The sequence below is a fragment of the Streptosporangium sp. NPDC002544 genome (genome assembly GCF_040295965.1).
In the GTDB taxonomy this organism is placed as follows: domain Bacteria; phylum Actinomycetota; class Actinomycetes; order Streptosporangiales; family Streptosporangiaceae; genus Streptosporangium.
Genome location: NZ_JBEOWJ010000003.1, coordinates 365,038 through 379,415, shown reverse-complemented (window position 1 = coordinate 379,415; position 14,378 = coordinate 365,038). Strand labels below are relative to the sequence as shown.

Below are 14,378 nucleotides of genomic sequence, written 5' to 3'. Positions count from 1 at the left end.
AAGGAGAGCACTATGCGGAACGGCGAGAAAACACCTGGTTACCGGGACCCGTGACCTTTGCCCCGGCTCGTACCGGACCCCGGGGCCGCCCCGGTGCGGTGGGACGACCACGAGGCCCGACTCCGCGGGTGCCGCCTCCGGCGGTGCCGAAGGCGGCACACCCGCGAAGTTCCGGGTGAGATCCGGAGGTCAGCGAGTGTCGGATCCGGCGCGGGCCAGGGTGGCGCGAGCGGCCTCCAGCCGGGCGACCGGGACACGGAACGGCGAGCAGGACACGTAGTCCAGACCCATCTGGTGGCAGAAGTGGATCGAGTCGGGGTCTCCGCCGTGCTCGCCACAGATGCCCAGCTTCAGGTCGGGCCGGACCTTGCGGCCCTCCTCCGCGGCGATGCCGACGAGCCTGCCGACGCCGTCACGGTCCAGGGTCTCGAACGGGGAGACACCGAAGACGCCAAGCTCGAAGTACTTGGAGAAGAACGCGGCCTCGACGTCGTCGCGAGAGAAACCCCAGGTCATCTGGGTCAGGTCGTTGGTGCCGAAGGAGAAGAACTGGGCGGCCTCGGCGATCTGGCCGGCGGTCAGCGCCGCGCGCGGCACCTCGATCATCGTGCCGATCAGCGCCTCGACCCCGGCCTCGGCAAGGATCTTCCGCGCCTCGTCCTTGACGTGCTCCAGCTCCTGGACCGCGGCCACGAGCGGAATCATGATCTCCGCGCGGCTGCCGGGCACGGCCTTGGCCGCCGCCGCGATCGCCCGGACCTGCATGGCGAACACGCCGGGGATGACCAGGCCGAGCCGGACACCGCGCAGGCCCAGCATCGGGTTCTGCTCGTGGAGCCGCTTGAGCGCGGCCAGCAGCTCGCGGTCCTTCTTCTCCGCCCCGTCGCCCGCGAGGGCGACCTTCACCGACAGCTCGGTGAAGTCGGGCAGGAACTCGTGGAGCGGCGGGTCGATCAGGCGGATCGTGACGGGCAGCCCCTCCATCGCCTGGAAGATCCCCGTGAAGTCCGCCCTCTGCAGCGGCTCCAGCGCGGCCAGTGCCCGCTCACGCCCCTCCTCGGAGGTGGCCAGCACCAGGTCCTCGACCAGGCTGCGACGCTCGCCGAGGAACATGTGCTCGGTACGGCAGAGCCCGATGCCCTGGGCACCGAACCTGCGCGCCCTGGCGGAGTCCTCGGCGTTGTCGGCGTTGGCGCGCACGGCCATCCGGCGTACCTCGTCGGCGTGGGACATGATCCGGTGCACGGCGCCGACGAGCTCGTCGTCCTGGTCGCCCACCCCCTCGAAGTACTCCACGATCGGAGAGGGGACCACGGGCACCTCACCGAGGTAGACGGTCCCGCTGGTGCCGTCGATGGAGATGACGTCTCCCTCGGAGACCACGATGCCGGAAGACGTGGTGAACCTGCGGTCCTTGACCGAGACCTCCAGTTCCTCGGCCCCGCAGACGCAGGTCTTGCCCATGCCCCTGGCGACCACGGCGGCGTGCGAGGTCTTGCCGCCGCGGCTCGTCAGGACGCCCTGGGCGGCGATCATCCCGGCCAGGTCGTCGGGGTTGGTCTCCCTGCGGACCAGGATGACCGCCTCTCCCCGCGCGGCGAGCTCGACGGCCCGCTCGGTGGAGAAGACGGCCTTGCCGACGGCCGCGCCCGGTGAGGCGTTCATCCCCTTGGCGATCACCTCGCCGCCGGAGTCGGCGGCGAAACGGGGGAACATGAGCTGGGCGAGCTGGTGGCCGGTCACCCGGGTCACGGCCTCGTCGAGGTTGATCAGCCCCTGGTCGGCGAGCTGCACGGCGATGCGGAAGGCCGCGCCCGCGGTCCGCTTGCCCACCCGGGTCTGGAGCATCCAGAGCCTGCCGCGCTCGACGGTGAACTCGATGTCGCACAGGTCCCGGTAGTGGTTCTCCAGCGTCTCCATGATCCGCATGAGCTCGTCGTAGACGGCCTTGTCGAGGCTCTCCAGCTCCTGCAGCGGCATGGTGTTGCGGATGCCCGCGACCACGTCCTCGCCCTGGGCGTTCTGCAAGTAGTCGCCGTAGACGCCCTGCTGTCCCGAGCCGGGGTCGCGGGTGAAGGCCACACCGGTTCCGGAGTCCATGCCGCAGTTGCCGAAGACCATCGAACAGACGCTGACCGCAGTGCCCAGGTCGGCCGGGATGCGTTCCTGACGGCGGTAGAGGACGGCTCGCGGGGCGTTCCACGACTTGAACACGGCCTCCACCGCCATGCTCATCTGCCGGTGGGGGTCCGCGGGGAAGTCCTCGCCGGTCTGGGCACGGACGATGTCCTTGTAGGTCGCGACCAGGCGCCGGAAGTCGGCCGCCTCCAGCTCCAGGTCGTGGCGGCCGGCCTTGAGCTCCTCCAGGGCCTCGTCGAAGAGCTCACCGTCGATGCCCTGGACGGTCTTGCCGAACATCTGGATGAGGCGCCGGTAGGAGTCCCAGGCGAAACGCTCGTTGCCACTCGCCTGCTTGGCCAGTCCGTGGACCGATTCGTCGTTCAGACCGATGTTGAGAACGGTCTCCATCATGCCGGGCATGGAGAACGCGGCCCCCGAGCGCACGCTCACCAGGAGTGGGTCGTCGGCCTGGCCCAGTCGGCGCCCCATCTTGGCCTCCAGCGCGGCCAGGTGCGCGGAGACCTCCTCCCGCATTCCCTCGGGAATGACCCCGTCCCGCAGGAAGTTCTGGCATGCCTCGGTGGTGATGGTGAAGCCGGGGGGAACCGGCAACCCGAGATTGGTCATCTCCGCGAGGTTTGCCCCCTTACCTCCGAGCAGACCCTTGAGATCTTTGTTGCCCTCGGTGAAGTCGTAAACGTACTTGGGCACGGTTGCTCCTTCTTCGACTTCAAAACCGGCGTCTGATTCCGCCTCCCTGCGGACTCTACCGACGAACAAGACGACGAAACGGCACCCATCAGGCAACACTGCATTTTCCCAGCTCAGAGCAGATGAACCGGTCTAATCCAATTCAAATCTGGGCCAAATACGCGATGATATTGATCACTTCGGAAACCGACTCCCGCCAATTGGTGTAAACCAATTTCTCCGGCTTCAACGCCGTTCACGGCGGGCTCGGCGACCGGCCGGGCATCAACTACACCGCCGCATGACTCGGGTTTTTCATACAGAACTGTGGTAGGGGGGAACCGCCTCAGGATCCCTCTCACAGCTACATCGCCACATAAATCGGGCTTTTCACACAGAGCCGCGGGGAACGGCCTCAGGAGCCCTCCCGCAGCCGGTACCCCCTACTGATCACGGTCTCGATCACGCCCTCGGCGCCGAGCTTGCGTCGCAGATTGCCCACCGTCACCCGCACGGTGTTGGTGAAGGGGTCGGCGTGCTCGCCCCAGACGTGCTCGAGCAGTTCCTCCGCCGAGACCACGTGCCCGCAGCGGGCCATCAGGTAGCGCAGCACGCCGAACTCCTTCGGGGTGAGCCCCAGCTCCCGTCCCCGCGCCCGGGCCTCGGCCCTGGAGATGTCCAGCCGCAGGTCCCCCACCTGCAAGATCGCGGTGTCGTCGCCCTGCTCCCGGTGCGGCAGCGCGCGCACCCTGGCCAGCAGTTCGGGAAAGGCGAACGGTTTGACCAGGTAGTCGTCGGGCCCCTCGTCCAGCCCGAGAAGCCGGTCGTCCAGCCGGTCCCGCGCGGTCACCATGATGATCCGCGCGGTCCGGCCGTGGGCGGTCCGCCGCAGCGCGCGGCACAGCTCGAAGCCGTCACGGCCGGACAGGTCGAGGTCGAGCAGGACCACGTCGTACGGGTCGGCCTGCAACCTCTCGGCGGCCTGCGCCGTGTCCCGGGCGACGCAGACCGCGTAACCAGCCCGGACGAACCCCACCCGCAGGGCTTCGACCAGGTCTTCCTCATCCTCGACAACGAGCAGTCGCATGGTACGAACCTAGATCGTGCACGGCCCGAAACCCGGCTGCCACCACCGTCCCCGCCCCCGTCGCTCCCGTGTCGTCGCGGGGCGGGCCCTTTCCTCAGTCGTTGAGGTGCTGGCGGAGGTAGGACTCGACCTGGTCGAGGGCCACCCGCTTCTGGGCCATCGAGTCACGCTCGCGGATGGTCACCGCCTGGTCGTCGAGAGTGTCGAAGTCGACGGTGATGCAGAACGGCGTGCCGATCTCGTCCTGGCGGCGGTAGCGGCGGCCGATCGCGCCCGCGTCGTCGAACTCGACGTTCCACCGGCGGCGGAGCTGGGCGGCCAGGTCCTTGGCCTTGGGCGACAGGTCGGCGTTGCGCGACAGCGGGAGCACCGCGACCTTGACCGGCGCGAGCCGGTGGTCGAGCCGCATGACCGTGCGCTTCTCCATGACGCCCTTGGCGTTGGGCGCCTCGTCCTCGGTGTAGGCGTCGATCAGGAAGGTGAGCGTGGCGCGGTCGACACCGGCGGCCGGCTCGATCACGTACGGGACGTAGCGCTCGCCGGTGTCCTGCTCGAAGAAGCTGAGGTCGGTACCGGAGGCCTTGCCGTGCGCGGTCAGGTCGAAGTCCGTACGGTTGGCGACGCCCTCGAGCTCGCCCCACTCACTGCCGGTGAAGTTGAAGCGGTACTCGATGTCGACGGTCCGCTTGGAGTAGTGCGACAGCTTCTCCTGCGGGTGCTCGTAGATACGCAGGTTGTCGGGGTTGATACCCAGGTCGGTGTACCAGCGGAAGCGCTCGTCGATCCAGTACTGGTGCCATTCCTCGTCGCTGCCCGGCTTGACGAAGAACTCCATCTCCATCTGCTCGAACTCACGGGTACGGAAGATGAAGTTGCCCGGGGTGATCTCGTTACGGAACGACTTGCCGATCTGGCCGATACCGAACGGGATCTTCCTGCGCGCCGACTGCTGCACGTTGAGGTAGTTGATGAAGATGCCCTGGGCGGTCTCCGGCCGCAGGTAGGCGAGGCCCGACTCGTCCTCGACCGCGCCGAGGTAGGTCTTCAGCAGGCCGCTGAACTGCTTGGGCTGGGTGAAGGAGCCCTTGTTACCGCAGTTGGGGCAGGTGATGTCGGCCAGGCCGTTGACGGGGTCCTTCCCGTGCTTCTCGCTGTACGCCTCTTCGAGGTGGTCGGCGCGGTAGCGCTTGTGACACGCCTGGCACTCGGTCAGCGGGTCGGTGAAGGTGTCCACGTGACCGCTGGCCTGCCACACCTCGCGGGCCAGAATCACACAGGAGTCGAGACCGACCACGTCGTCACGGCCCTGCACCACGGTCTTCCACCACTGCCGCTTCACGTTGTTCTTGAGCTCCACGCCCAGTGGACCGTAGTCCCACGACGCGCGCAGGCCACCGTAGATCTCGCTGGAGGGATACACAAGACCGCGCCGCTTGGCGAGGCTGACGATGGTGTCCATGATGTCGGTACGGCGTGCCATAAGGGAAAATCTCCATCCGGCTGGAGGTCGGCGAGGAATTGATTGAACATCCAGCTTAGGGGAGACGGACCCTCGGGACGTGCGGATAAACCATGACGCCCGCCTCACTCCGGCAAAGCTTCCGCCGAACCTCAGGGACGGTCGACGTCCTCGAACGCGCTCGGCTCGTTGATCATGAGCGTCATCAGCGGATACATCGCCATCCGCGCCGCGCCCAGCGCCCTGCGGTAGAACCCGGCGCCCTCCCACTCGCTGACCAGCGCCCACAGCTCCGGCTCGTCCACCGATCTCGACACCCTGCCGCGCAGGTACCCCGGCTGCCCTGCCAGGGTGTCGACGATCTCGTGGGCCCTGGCCAGGAACTCCTCGGTCTGGCCGGGCGGCACCGAATAACGGATGACAGCGAGCATCCGCCCAGCATGCCAGAGCCCGCCTCCGGCCCCGTACCGGGCGGGGCGAGAGCCGCGGTGTCGTACCGGGCATCGGGGCGTGTCGCGGCGGGGGCTGTGGCGTTAGGCTCGGCCTGTGGCCGACAAGCACGGGAAACGCCCCGCACATCCGCTGGCACAGCCCCGGCGCCCGCGAGGCGGGCGTCCGCTGCCCGCGGGCGAGCAGTTCTTCACACCGGGGGCGACCGGGCTGCGAAAGAAGGCCGAGCGGCGCAGCGCGGCCCCGCTGGTCTTCCTGTTCCAGCTCCCCCGCTGGATCGCCCCGGTGGTGCTGGTGATCCTCCTGTTGACCGGCTTCGCGGTGGCCTCCTTCTGGGGTGGCGTCGCGGTGCTTCCGGTGATCGGGTTCGTCGGCTGGCTCGCCTACATGTCGTGGCCGTCCCTGGGGACCGGGGGCCGTCTGCTGCGCATCGCGCTGCTCACCTTCCTGATCCTGCTCGCCGCCGACCGCTTCGGCGCCTTCTGACGCCGCCCGACCCTCGCCGCGCGCACCGCGCTCCCGGGCTCCGCGGCGCCCGTACGTCGCGGGCACCCGGCGCGTGAAGCCGTCGCACCGGGGGCGACCGGGCTGACGCGGAGACCGCTCCCGTCCGCCGGGCCGGCGATCATCGAGCCCGTAGGTGATTTTGACAACCATTTTCATTTGCGCGCATACTGGATGACATGATGTCCGAGTCCTCCCGACGTATCCGCATACGTAATGCGAGCCTGGTCGTGGCCGCCGCCTTTGTCGCCACCGCCTGCGGCGCCGAAATCGGCTCGGCCGGTGAATCGCCCGGGGGGGCGTCAGGCGTCTCCGCGGCGGGCAAGCCCGTCGTCACCGCGGCCATGTATCCCCTGCAGTGGCTCGCCGAGCAGGTCGGCGGCCCCGACGTGACGGTCACCGGCCTGACCAAGCCCGGCGTCGAGCCGCACGACCTGGAGCTGTCCCCGCTCCAGGTGGCCGGGTTGCAGGAGACGAGCCTCGTCGTCTACATCAAGGGCATCCAGCCCGCCGTGGACGAGGCGGTCGGACAGCACGCCGCCGACCGGAGCTTCGAGGTGGCCTCCTCGGTCCCGACCCTGCCCGCGGCCGGGGAGGAGGGCCACGAAGGCGAGGAGGAGCACGGCCACGAGGAGGTCGACTACGACCCCCACCTCTGGCTCGACCCGGCCCGCTTCGCGACGGTCGCCACCCGGCTCGGCGAGAGGCTCGCCGCCGCCGACCCCGCGCACGCGCAGGGCTACCGGGAGCGGGCCGCCGAAACCGCGGCCGGCCTCACCGCCCTGGACGGCGAGCTGGCCAAGGGCCTGGCCACCTGCTCCTCCCGCGCGATCGTCACCAGCCACGCCGCGTTCGGCTATCTCGCCAACCGCTACCGGCTCCACCAGGTCGGCATCAGCGGAATCGATCCCGAGGCCGACCCCTCTCCCGCCCGCCTCGCTGAAGTGGCAAAAGTGGCCAAGCAGGAGAAAGTGACTACGATTTTCACCGAGACCCTCGTCAGCCCCAAGGTCGCCGAGGTTCTCGCCCAGGAGGTCGGTGCGAAGACCGCGGTCCTCGACCCGGTCGAAAGCCAGCCGGCGAACGGCGACTACCCGTCCGCCATGCGCCGGAACCTTGAAGTCCTCCAATCTGCGCTCAGCTGCTCGTAAGGGCCACACGTGACATCCAGCAAAACGGTTTTCACCATGAGCGGCGGCCAGGTCAACCTGGACCGCCGCCCGGTGCTCCGCGGGATCGACCTGTCCGTCGAGCCCGGCGAGGCGGTGGCCGTACTCGGCGCGAACGGGTCGGGGAAGTCCACCCTCATCCGCGCCCTGCTCGGCCTCATCCCCCTGTCCGGCGGCGAGACCCTGCTGTACGGCAGGCCTCCCGCCCGGTTCCGCGAGTGGTGGCGGATCGGCTACGTGCCCCAGCGGCTCTCGGTGGGCGGCGGCGTGCCGACCACGATCCGCGAGGTCGTCGCCTCGGGACGGATCGCCAGGCAGCGGCGCCTGCGGCCGACCAGCGCGGCCGACCGGGAGGCGACGGGCCGGGCGCTGGCCGCCGTCGGCCTGGCCCATCGCGCCGCCGACCCGGTGCAGGCCCTGTCCGGCGGCCAGCAGCAGCGGGTGCTGATCGCCCGCGCCCTCGCCGGGGAGCCCGACACCTTCGTCATGGACGAACCCACCGCCGGCGTCGACTCCGAGAGCCAGAAGCTCCTCGCCGAGACCCTGTCCGTGCTCATGGAGCAGGGCAAGACGGTCCTGCTGGTCGCGCACGAGCTCGGCCCGCTGGAACCTCTGATCACCCGCGCGGTGGTCCTGCGGGACGGGTACGTCTGCCACGACGGCCCGCCGCCCCACGCCGTCGGCGCCCACGCGCTGCCCGGCCACGACCACGTGCACCCGCACGCCGAGGAGGAGCCGGTGAGCCCGCTCGACTGGAGACCCACGTCGTGATCGAGCTTCTGCAGTTCGACTTCATGCGACGGGCGCTGATCGCCGCCCTCCTCGTCGGCCTGGTCGCGCCCGCCATCGGCACGTTCATGGTCCAGCGCCGCCTGGCCCTGCTGGGCGACGGCATCGGGCACGTCGCGCTGACCGGCGTGGCCCTGGGCTTCCTGACCGGGACCGCCCCGGTGCTGACCGCCGTGCTGGTCTCCGTGCTCGGCGCCGTGGCCATCGAACTGGTCCGCGCGCGCGGCAGGACCAGCGGTGACGTGGCACTCGCGCTGCTGTTCTACGGCGGCATCGCCGGGGGCGTACTGCTCATCTCGCTGGCCCCGGGCGGCAGCAACGCCACCTTGACGTCCTACCTGTTCGGCTCGATCAGCAGCGTTCCCGTCGAGGACGTGTGGGTGATCGGCCTGCTGGCGGCGGCGGTCCTCGGCGTGCTGGCCGTCTTCGGGCGGGAGCTCTACGTGCTCTGCCAGGACGAGGAGGTCGCCAGGGCCGGCGGCCTGCCGGTCCGCTTCCTCAGCCTGCTGATCGCCGTGACCGCCGCGCTGACCGTGGTCATCGCCATGCGCGTGGTGGGACTGCTTCTGGTCAGCGCGCTGATGGTGGTGCCGGTGGCGACCAGCCAGCAGCTCACCCGAGGTTTCACGAGCACGATGCTGCTTTCCATGCTTTTCGGGATGATCTCCACGGTCGGCGGCCTGACCTCCTCCTTCTACGTCGAGGTCCCGCCGGGCGCGGTCATCGTGATCGTTGCTCTCACGGGGTTCGTCCTCGCCCTCGGGCTCGGTAGATTCATACGCCGAAGTCGACCTCAGGAGTCCAGCCCATGAGCAACAGGCGTGACGCCGTCCACGCGGTCCTCCGTCAGAGTGAGGGTTTCCGCAGCGCGCAGGACGTCTACGCGGAGATGCGCGCGGAAGGCGCCAAGATCGGACTGACCACCGTCTACCGGGCGCTCCAGGCGCTCGCCGACACCGGTCACGTCGACGTGCTGAGAACCGACGACGGCGAGTCGGTCTACCGGGCGTGCGCCAGCGGCGACCACCACCACCACCTGGTCTGCCGCACCTGCGGCCGTACGGTGGAGGTGGCCGGACCCGCGGTGGAGCGCTGGGCCGAGGCCATCGGCTCCGAGCACGGGTTCACCGAGATCACCCACACCCTGGAGATCTTCGGGACCTGCACCGTCTGCTCCACAGCCGCCAAACCGGCCCGTACGCCGAGCCGCGCCTGAGCCCGCCGGGATCCCCTGGCGGGCCGGGTCCCGGGTTGACCGATCCGCGCCCGGAGCACCGCACCGGGCGACACGGCGCACGCGGCGGGGCGCACCGGACGCAGCGCCGCTGAAGATCACGCCCGCCGGGTGCTCACATGGCGCGCCATCGCGATGTGAGCGCGAGAGAGAAGGCACGAAGGTCCACCGGAGAGATACGCTTCCGACACGGCAAGCCACCGCGAGCCCACGCTGTAACCGCTTCCTACAGGAGTCAACATGCCATTCGGACATGACATGGTGCACTCACTCGCCACCGCGGTCGACCTGGTCAACACCTCCCCCTCCACCGGAGGCGAGGACACCCTTACCGATCTGCGGGAGCTCGGCGACTTCGTGGCACGCTGGGAGGTCAGCGGGATCGGTGAACTGGACGCCGCCGACCTGGCCCAGGTGCGCGCCCTGCGCGAGGCCTTCCACAAGGTCTTCACCGCCCCGGACCAGCCCACCGCGGTCATCCGGCTCAACACCCTGCTGAGCGGGACCCGCATCACCCCGCGCCTGGCGGAGCACGACGGCCACCCCCTGCACGTCCACTACTTCGCGCCGGACGCCTCACTCCACGAGCACCTGGCGGCCGACATCGGGGTCGCCCTGGCCCACCTGCTCGTCGAGGACGAGTGGGAGCGCCTGCGCACCTGCTCGGCGCCGGACTGCGACCACGTCTTCGTGGACGAGTCGCGCAACCGCTCGCGGGTCTACTGTGACAGCCGCACCTGCGGGAACCGGATGCACGTGGCCGCCTATCGCGCGCGACGCCGGGCCTGACGTCACTCTCCGCGTTCGACCGGGCGCACCTGGCGGCGCGTCGAGGGCGCCCGGGACACGCCGTTATTCCGCGACCACGTTCGGCACGGCTCCGCCGTACCTCCTGTCGCGCTTGGCGTACGTCTCGCATGCCTCCCACAGATCACGGCGGTCGAAGTCGGGCCAGAGGCGGTTGAGGAAGACCATCTCGGCGTACGCCGTCTGCCAGATCAGGAAGTTGGAGATGCGCTGCTCGCCGGAGGAACGCACGAACAGGTCGACGTCGGGGATCTGCGGCTCGTCCAGGTAGCGGGCGAAGGTCTCCTCCTTCACCCTGCCCGGCTTGACCTTCCCCTCGGCGATGTCCTGCGCCAGGCGCAGGGCGGCGTCCACGATCTCGGCACGGCCGCCGTAGTTGACGCAGAACTGCAGGGTCAGCTTGGAGTTGCCCTCGGTCATCTGCTCGGCGTCGCGCAGTTCCTGGATGACGCTCCGCCACAACCGTCCGGGGCGGCCCGCCCAGCGGACCCGCACGCCCATCGCGTGGAGCTGATCCCTGCGGCGGCGGATGACGTCGCGGTTGAAACCCATCAGGAAGCGGACCTCGTCAGGGGAGCGCTTCCAGTTCTCCGTGGAGAAGGCGTAGGCCGACAGGTAGGGGATGCCGAGCTCGATCGCGCCCTCGATCACGTCGAAGAGCGACGCCTCGCCCGCCTTGTGCCCCTCGGTACGGGGCAGGCCCCGCTGCTTGGCCCACCGGCCGTTGCCGTCCATCACGATCGCCACGTGCCGCGGCACGAGGTCACGCGGGATCGCGGGCGGGGTTGCGCCGGAGGGGTGCGGGACGGGCGGGCGGACGTTCACGTGGCGAGCTCCCTTTCTACGTGTCGGAGAGAGCGTATGCCGTGTTCCAGGTGCCACTGGAGGTACGCGGCGACCAGACCGCTGCACTCGGCCCGGTGCCTGGGCCCCGAGGCGTCGGCGGTGGGCCAGTCCCCCTTGAGGAGCGCGACCATCAGGGCCAGGGTCTCCCCCTCGGGCACCGCCGCGCCCGCGGGACGGCAGGCCCCGCACACCACGCCGCCGGCCACGATGGCGAAGGCCCGCACCGAGACCGCCTTGCAGCGGGCGCAGGCCTCCAGGGCGGGGGCGTAACCGGCGACCGCGAGAGAGCGCAGGAAGTAGGCGTCCAGCACGAGCCTGGCCTCGTGGGCGCCGGAACCGAGTGTGCGCAGGCCGCCGACCAGCAGCAGGAACTGGCGAAGGGCCGGCTCCTTCTCTCCCATGATCAGACGGTCGGCGGTCTCCAGCATCGCGGTTCCCGCCGTGTAGCGCGGGTAGTCCGCGACGAGCGGCCGGCCGTACGGCTGGATGGTCTCGGCCTGGGTGATCACGTCGAGGGTGCGGCCGGTGTGCAGCTGGAGATCGACATGGGTGAACGGTTCGAGCCGGCTGCCGAATCGTGATGTCGTGCGCCGGACGCCCTTGGCGACCCCCCGGATCTTGCCCATCCGCCTGGTCAGGACCGTGACGATGCGATCGGCCTCGCCCAGCTTGTGGGTGCGCAGCACGATGCCGTCATCACGGTACAGACTCACCCGCACAGTGTAGTGGGGGCGCGGGACGGTTCACTTGGCAGAGGTGCAACCATGATCAAACGACACGGATAGATCACTGGTGCGTGTTGTTCGCCCAAAACTCACTAAACTTTGGCCTCTGACGCAACGTATCCTCCGCTACACCGCCTCACACCCGTCTCCGCACGAAAGGGTGCCATGCCCCGCGTGGTCCTGCTGGGCTCATCGCCCGGCCCCTATGCCGCTACCGGCCAGGCGACGCCGCCCGCCGCGTTGACCCTGCCCGCGCTTGCCGGCTGCCCCACGGTGATCGGCAAGCTGCACGGCCAGCTCGCCTCGCTCGACTCCGAGCCGGTGACGATCGCCCGATCGAGCGAGGCCGCCGCCTACCGCGGTTTCCCCGGCAGGCTCGTCGAGACCTCCGACCTGGCCGGCGACCTGCGCGCCCTGGCCGACGCGGTCGAGGACGCCACCGAGAACCTGCTCATCCTGCCCGCCAACTCACTGATCCACGACGAGCTGATCTACCAGATCACCAAGTCGAAGCGCGGGGCGCTCGCGCTGATCGTCAGGGAGCCGCGGGAGGAGGACGAGAACGGCGACGCCATCGTCCCCGACGTCCCGATCGACGAGGCGCAGCCGGAGATCGGCGACCGGAGGCTGGAGGACCTGCCCGTCCGGGTACGCGCCCGCAGGTCCCGCATCATCTCGGTGGGCTCGGCCTTCCATGCGGTGACCAGGCCCAACGCGGTCCTGCTCGGCCCGCTGCACCTGCACCACAAGCACGCGCCCGTCCTCGCCGAGGCCGCCCGCGAGCTGGCCGACATGGCCCACCTGCTGGGCCCCGACGACGACCTGGTCCAGTTGCTGGTCCTGGGCCTGGTCCGCAAGGGCGTCTCGGTCGGCGTCCGCGGCCGCCGGGACCTGTTCTACCGCCGGGTGTCCACTCCCGAGCAGGCCACCGAGGCGCCGGCGGAGATGGCCACGTTCGACGAGGACCGGGCCAGGCTGAACAACGCGGTGAAGGGCGCCGACGGTTTCTTCACCACCTATTTCGTCAGCACCTACTCCCGGTTCATCGCCCGCTGGGCGGCCAGGCGGGGGCTGACCCCCAACCAGGTCACGCTGATCTCGATCGCGCTGGGTGTGGCCGCGGCGCTCTGCTTCGCCACCGGCGAGCGGGCCGGTATGGTCGCGGGCGGTGTGCTGATCTACTTCGCGTTCGTGTTCGACTGCGTGGACGGCCAGGTGGCGCGGTACGCCCGCAAGTTCGGCGTGCTCGGGGCGTGGCTGGACGCGACCTTCGACCGGTTCAAGGAGTACGTGGTCTTCGCCGGTCTGGCGGTCGGCGCGGCGGTCTCAGGTGTGGGCGACGTGTGGACGCTGGCGCTGATCGCGCTCGGCGTGCAGTCCATCAAGCATCTGCTCGACTTCTCCTACGGCGCGGCGAACCGGCGCAAGCCCCCGTCGCCGCTGCCCTCGGTGCCGCTGTCGGTCAGCGCCGACACCGGCCTTCGCCAGGCGCTGGAGCAGCGCAGGGTCGCCCAGGGCGGCGGGATCCGCAACCTGCTGAGGATGTGGGGCAGGGCCGGCAGGTTCCGGGCCGTGCACTGGGCCCGCAAGATGATCGTGTTCCCCATCGGTGAGCGCTTCGCCGCCATCGCGATCGTCAGCGCCCTGTTCGACGCCAGGGTCACCTTCCTGACACTGATCATCTGGGGTGGCATCGGCGCCGCCTACTCGCTCACCGGACGCCTGATGAGGTCTCTCGCATGATCACCCAGCCACAGACCATCCCCGCTCCGGACCCGTACGAGGAGCGGCTGCGCATCCAGACCGCGCGGCTGCTCGCCTACCGCGACGACGGCCCGCTGGTGACGCTGCTGCGGGACAAGGTCGGCCCCGGGCTGCCCCCGGTGCCCGCCACGCTCGCCGCACTGCTGGCGATCATCGCGATGGCGGTGACCGGGATGCTGGTGGACGGGCCGATCCTGCTCGTCCCGGTGCTGATCATGATCGTCCTGGTGCTGCCCACCGCGGCCCGCGACCATCTCGGCAAGCTCGACTGGCTGGCGCCGCCGCTGATCCGCGGGGCCGAGTTCCTCGCGATCATCCTGATCGGCCTGGCGGCCGACGCGCCCAAGTGGCTGCTGTACGTGCTGATCTACGTGATCGGCTACCACACCTACGACACGGTGTACCGGACGCGGCAGAGCATCTGGCCGGCCCCCTGGGTCTTCCGGGCCGGCCTGGGCTGGGAGCTCAGGCTGCTGCTGATCGGCGCCGGTGCCGCGCTGGGCGTGCTGACCTGGGTGCTGGCCGCGCTCACCGTCTACCTCGGGGTGCTGTTCGCCGTCGAGAGCGTGACGAGCTGGGTCGGCCTGGACAAGCAGACGGCGCTCGCCCAGGCGGGCGACGACCTGGAGGCCTCCCCCGAGGAGGCCCAGGAACAGGCCACCGGCGAGGCCGAGCAGACCTGACCGGAAACCGCACACCTGGCGGATGCCGCCGGACAGGTCACCTGTCCGGC

Annotated in this window: 14 protein-coding genes; 8 read left to right on the top strand and 6 right to left on the bottom strand. The window is 69.7% G+C overall.

Features of this window, described 5'->3' with window-relative positions; genetic code table 11:
- Nucleotides 1-189: 189 nt before the first annotated feature.
- The 4 genes from ppdK to ABT061_RS06460 all read right to left on the bottom strand — a co-directional run bounded on the left by ppdK (nt 190) and on the right by ABT061_RS06460 (nt 5,788).
- A complete protein-coding gene (gene ppdK / locus ABT061_RS06475; RefSeq protein WP_350913359.1) occupies nt 190-2,832 on the bottom strand; it encodes a pyruvate, phosphate dikinase in 2,643 nt (880 codons plus the stop codon).
- Nucleotides 2,833-3,226: 394 nt separating this feature from the next.
- Entirely contained in the window at nt 3,227-3,898 is a 672-nt protein-coding gene (locus ABT061_RS06470; protein WP_350913357.1) for a response regulator transcription factor, read from the bottom strand.
- 94 nt (nt 3,899-3,992) lie between these two features.
- Nucleotides 3,993-5,378, bottom strand: a complete 1,386-nt coding sequence (locus ABT061_RS06465; RefSeq protein ID WP_350913354.1) for a glycine--tRNA ligase — start codon at nt 5,376-5,378, stop codon at nt 3,993-3,995.
- A gap of 131 nt (nt 5,379-5,509) precedes the next feature.
- Nucleotides 5,510-5,788: an antibiotic biosynthesis monooxygenase family protein gene (locus tag ABT061_RS06460; protein WP_350913351.1), complete on the bottom strand. Its 279-nt coding sequence runs from the start codon at nt 5,786-5,788 to the stop codon at nt 5,510-5,512.
- A 115-nt stretch (nt 5,789-5,903) separates the two neighbouring features.
- Here ABT061_RS06460 and ABT061_RS06455 point away from each other — a divergent pair, with 115 nt between their 5' ends.
- The 6 genes from ABT061_RS06455 to ABT061_RS06430 all read left to right on the top strand — a co-directional run bounded on the left by ABT061_RS06455 (nt 5,904) and on the right by ABT061_RS06430 (nt 10,292).
- Nucleotides 5,904-6,293 (top strand): DUF6703 family protein, encoded by a 390-nt coding sequence (locus tag ABT061_RS06455; protein WP_350913348.1) that lies wholly within the window; start codon nt 5,904-5,906, stop codon nt 6,291-6,293.
- Nucleotides 6,294-6,490: 197 nt separating this feature from the next.
- On the top strand, nt 6,491-7,462 hold the full coding sequence (locus ABT061_RS06450; protein ID WP_350913345.1) for a metal ABC transporter substrate-binding protein: 972 nt from the start codon (nt 6,491-6,493) through the stop codon (nt 7,460-7,462).
- A gap of 36 nt (nt 7,463-7,498) precedes the next feature.
- Nucleotides 7,499-8,251, top strand: a complete 753-nt coding sequence (locus tag ABT061_RS06445) for a metal ABC transporter ATP-binding protein (RefSeq protein ID WP_350913342.1) — start codon at nt 7,499-7,501, stop codon at nt 8,249-8,251.
- A complete protein-coding gene (locus ABT061_RS06440) occupies nt 8,248-9,081 on the top strand; it encodes a metal ABC transporter permease (RefSeq protein ID WP_350913340.1) in 834 nt (277 codons plus the stop codon). The genes ABT061_RS06445 and ABT061_RS06440 overlap by 4 nt, the downstream gene beginning before the upstream one ends.
- Nucleotides 9,078-9,485, top strand: coding sequence for a Fur family transcriptional regulator (locus ABT061_RS06435; RefSeq protein WP_350913337.1), 408 nt, complete (start codon nt 9,078-9,080; stop codon nt 9,483-9,485). The genes ABT061_RS06440 and ABT061_RS06435 overlap by 4 nt, the downstream gene beginning before the upstream one ends.
- A gap of 258 nt (nt 9,486-9,743) precedes the next feature.
- Nucleotides 9,744-10,292, top strand: a complete 549-nt coding sequence (locus ABT061_RS06430) for a CGNR zinc finger domain-containing protein (protein ID WP_343978465.1) — start codon at nt 9,744-9,746, stop codon at nt 10,290-10,292.
- Between the two features lie 63 nt (nt 10,293-10,355).
- On the opposite strand, the gene ABT061_RS06425 is transcribed toward ABT061_RS06430, so the two are convergent.
- Together ABT061_RS06425 and recO are read right to left on the bottom strand one after the other, a co-directional pair.
- A complete protein-coding gene (locus tag ABT061_RS06425) occupies nt 10,356-11,135 on the bottom strand; it encodes an isoprenyl transferase (protein WP_350913334.1) in 780 nt (259 codons plus the stop codon).
- Entirely contained in the window at nt 11,132-11,869 is a 738-nt protein-coding gene (recO, locus tag ABT061_RS06420; protein WP_350913331.1) for a DNA repair protein RecO, read from the bottom strand. Before recO ends, ABT061_RS06425 begins: the two co-directional genes overlap by 4 nt.
- 177 nt (nt 11,870-12,046) lie before the next feature.
- Here recO and ABT061_RS06415 point away from each other — a divergent pair, with 177 nt between their 5' ends.
- Both ABT061_RS06415 and ABT061_RS06410 read left to right on the top strand, forming a co-directional pair.
- On the top strand, nt 12,047-13,624 hold the full coding sequence (locus tag ABT061_RS06415) for a CDP-alcohol phosphatidyltransferase family protein (RefSeq protein WP_350913329.1): 1,578 nt from the start codon (nt 12,047-12,049) through the stop codon (nt 13,622-13,624).
- Nucleotides 13,621-14,328, top strand: a complete 708-nt coding sequence (locus ABT061_RS06410) for a DUF5941 domain-containing protein (RefSeq protein WP_350913327.1) — start codon at nt 13,621-13,623, stop codon at nt 14,326-14,328. Before ABT061_RS06415 ends, ABT061_RS06410 begins: the two co-directional genes overlap by 4 nt.
- The last annotated feature ends 50 nt before the right edge of the window (nt 14,329-14,378 follow it).

Bases quoted from the DNA above. Each gene is read 5' to 3' on its own strand.
- ABT061_RS06470 (WP_350913357.1), bottom strand. From the start codon at position 3,898: ATGCGACTGCTCGTTGTCGAGGATGAGGAAGACCTGGTCGAAGCCCTG.
- ABT061_RS06465 (WP_350913354.1), bottom strand. From the start codon at position 5,378: ATGGCACGCCGTACCGACATCATGGACACCATCGTCAGCCTCGCCAAG.
- ABT061_RS06460 (WP_350913351.1), bottom strand. From the start codon at position 5,788: ATGCTCGCTGTCATCCGTTATTCGGTGCCGCCCGGCCAGACCGAGGAG.
- ABT061_RS06450 (WP_350913345.1), top strand. From the start codon at position 6,491: ATGATGTCCGAGTCCTCCCGACGTATCCGCATACGTAATGCGAGCCTG.
- ABT061_RS06445 (WP_350913342.1), top strand. From the start codon at position 7,499: ATGAGCGGCGGCCAGGTCAACCTGGACCGCCGCCCGGTGCTCCGCGGG.
- ABT061_RS06435 (WP_350913337.1), top strand. From the start codon at position 9,078: ATGAGCAACAGGCGTGACGCCGTCCACGCGGTCCTCCGTCAGAGTGAG.
- ABT061_RS06430 (WP_343978465.1), top strand. From the start codon at position 9,744: ATGCCATTCGGACATGACATGGTGCACTCACTCGCCACCGCGGTCGAC.
- ABT061_RS06415 (WP_350913329.1), top strand. From the start codon at position 12,047: ATGCCCCGCGTGGTCCTGCTGGGCTCATCGCCCGGCCCCTATGCCGCT.
- ABT061_RS06410 (WP_350913327.1), top strand. From the start codon at position 13,621: ATGATCACCCAGCCACAGACCATCCCCGCTCCGGACCCGTACGAGGAG.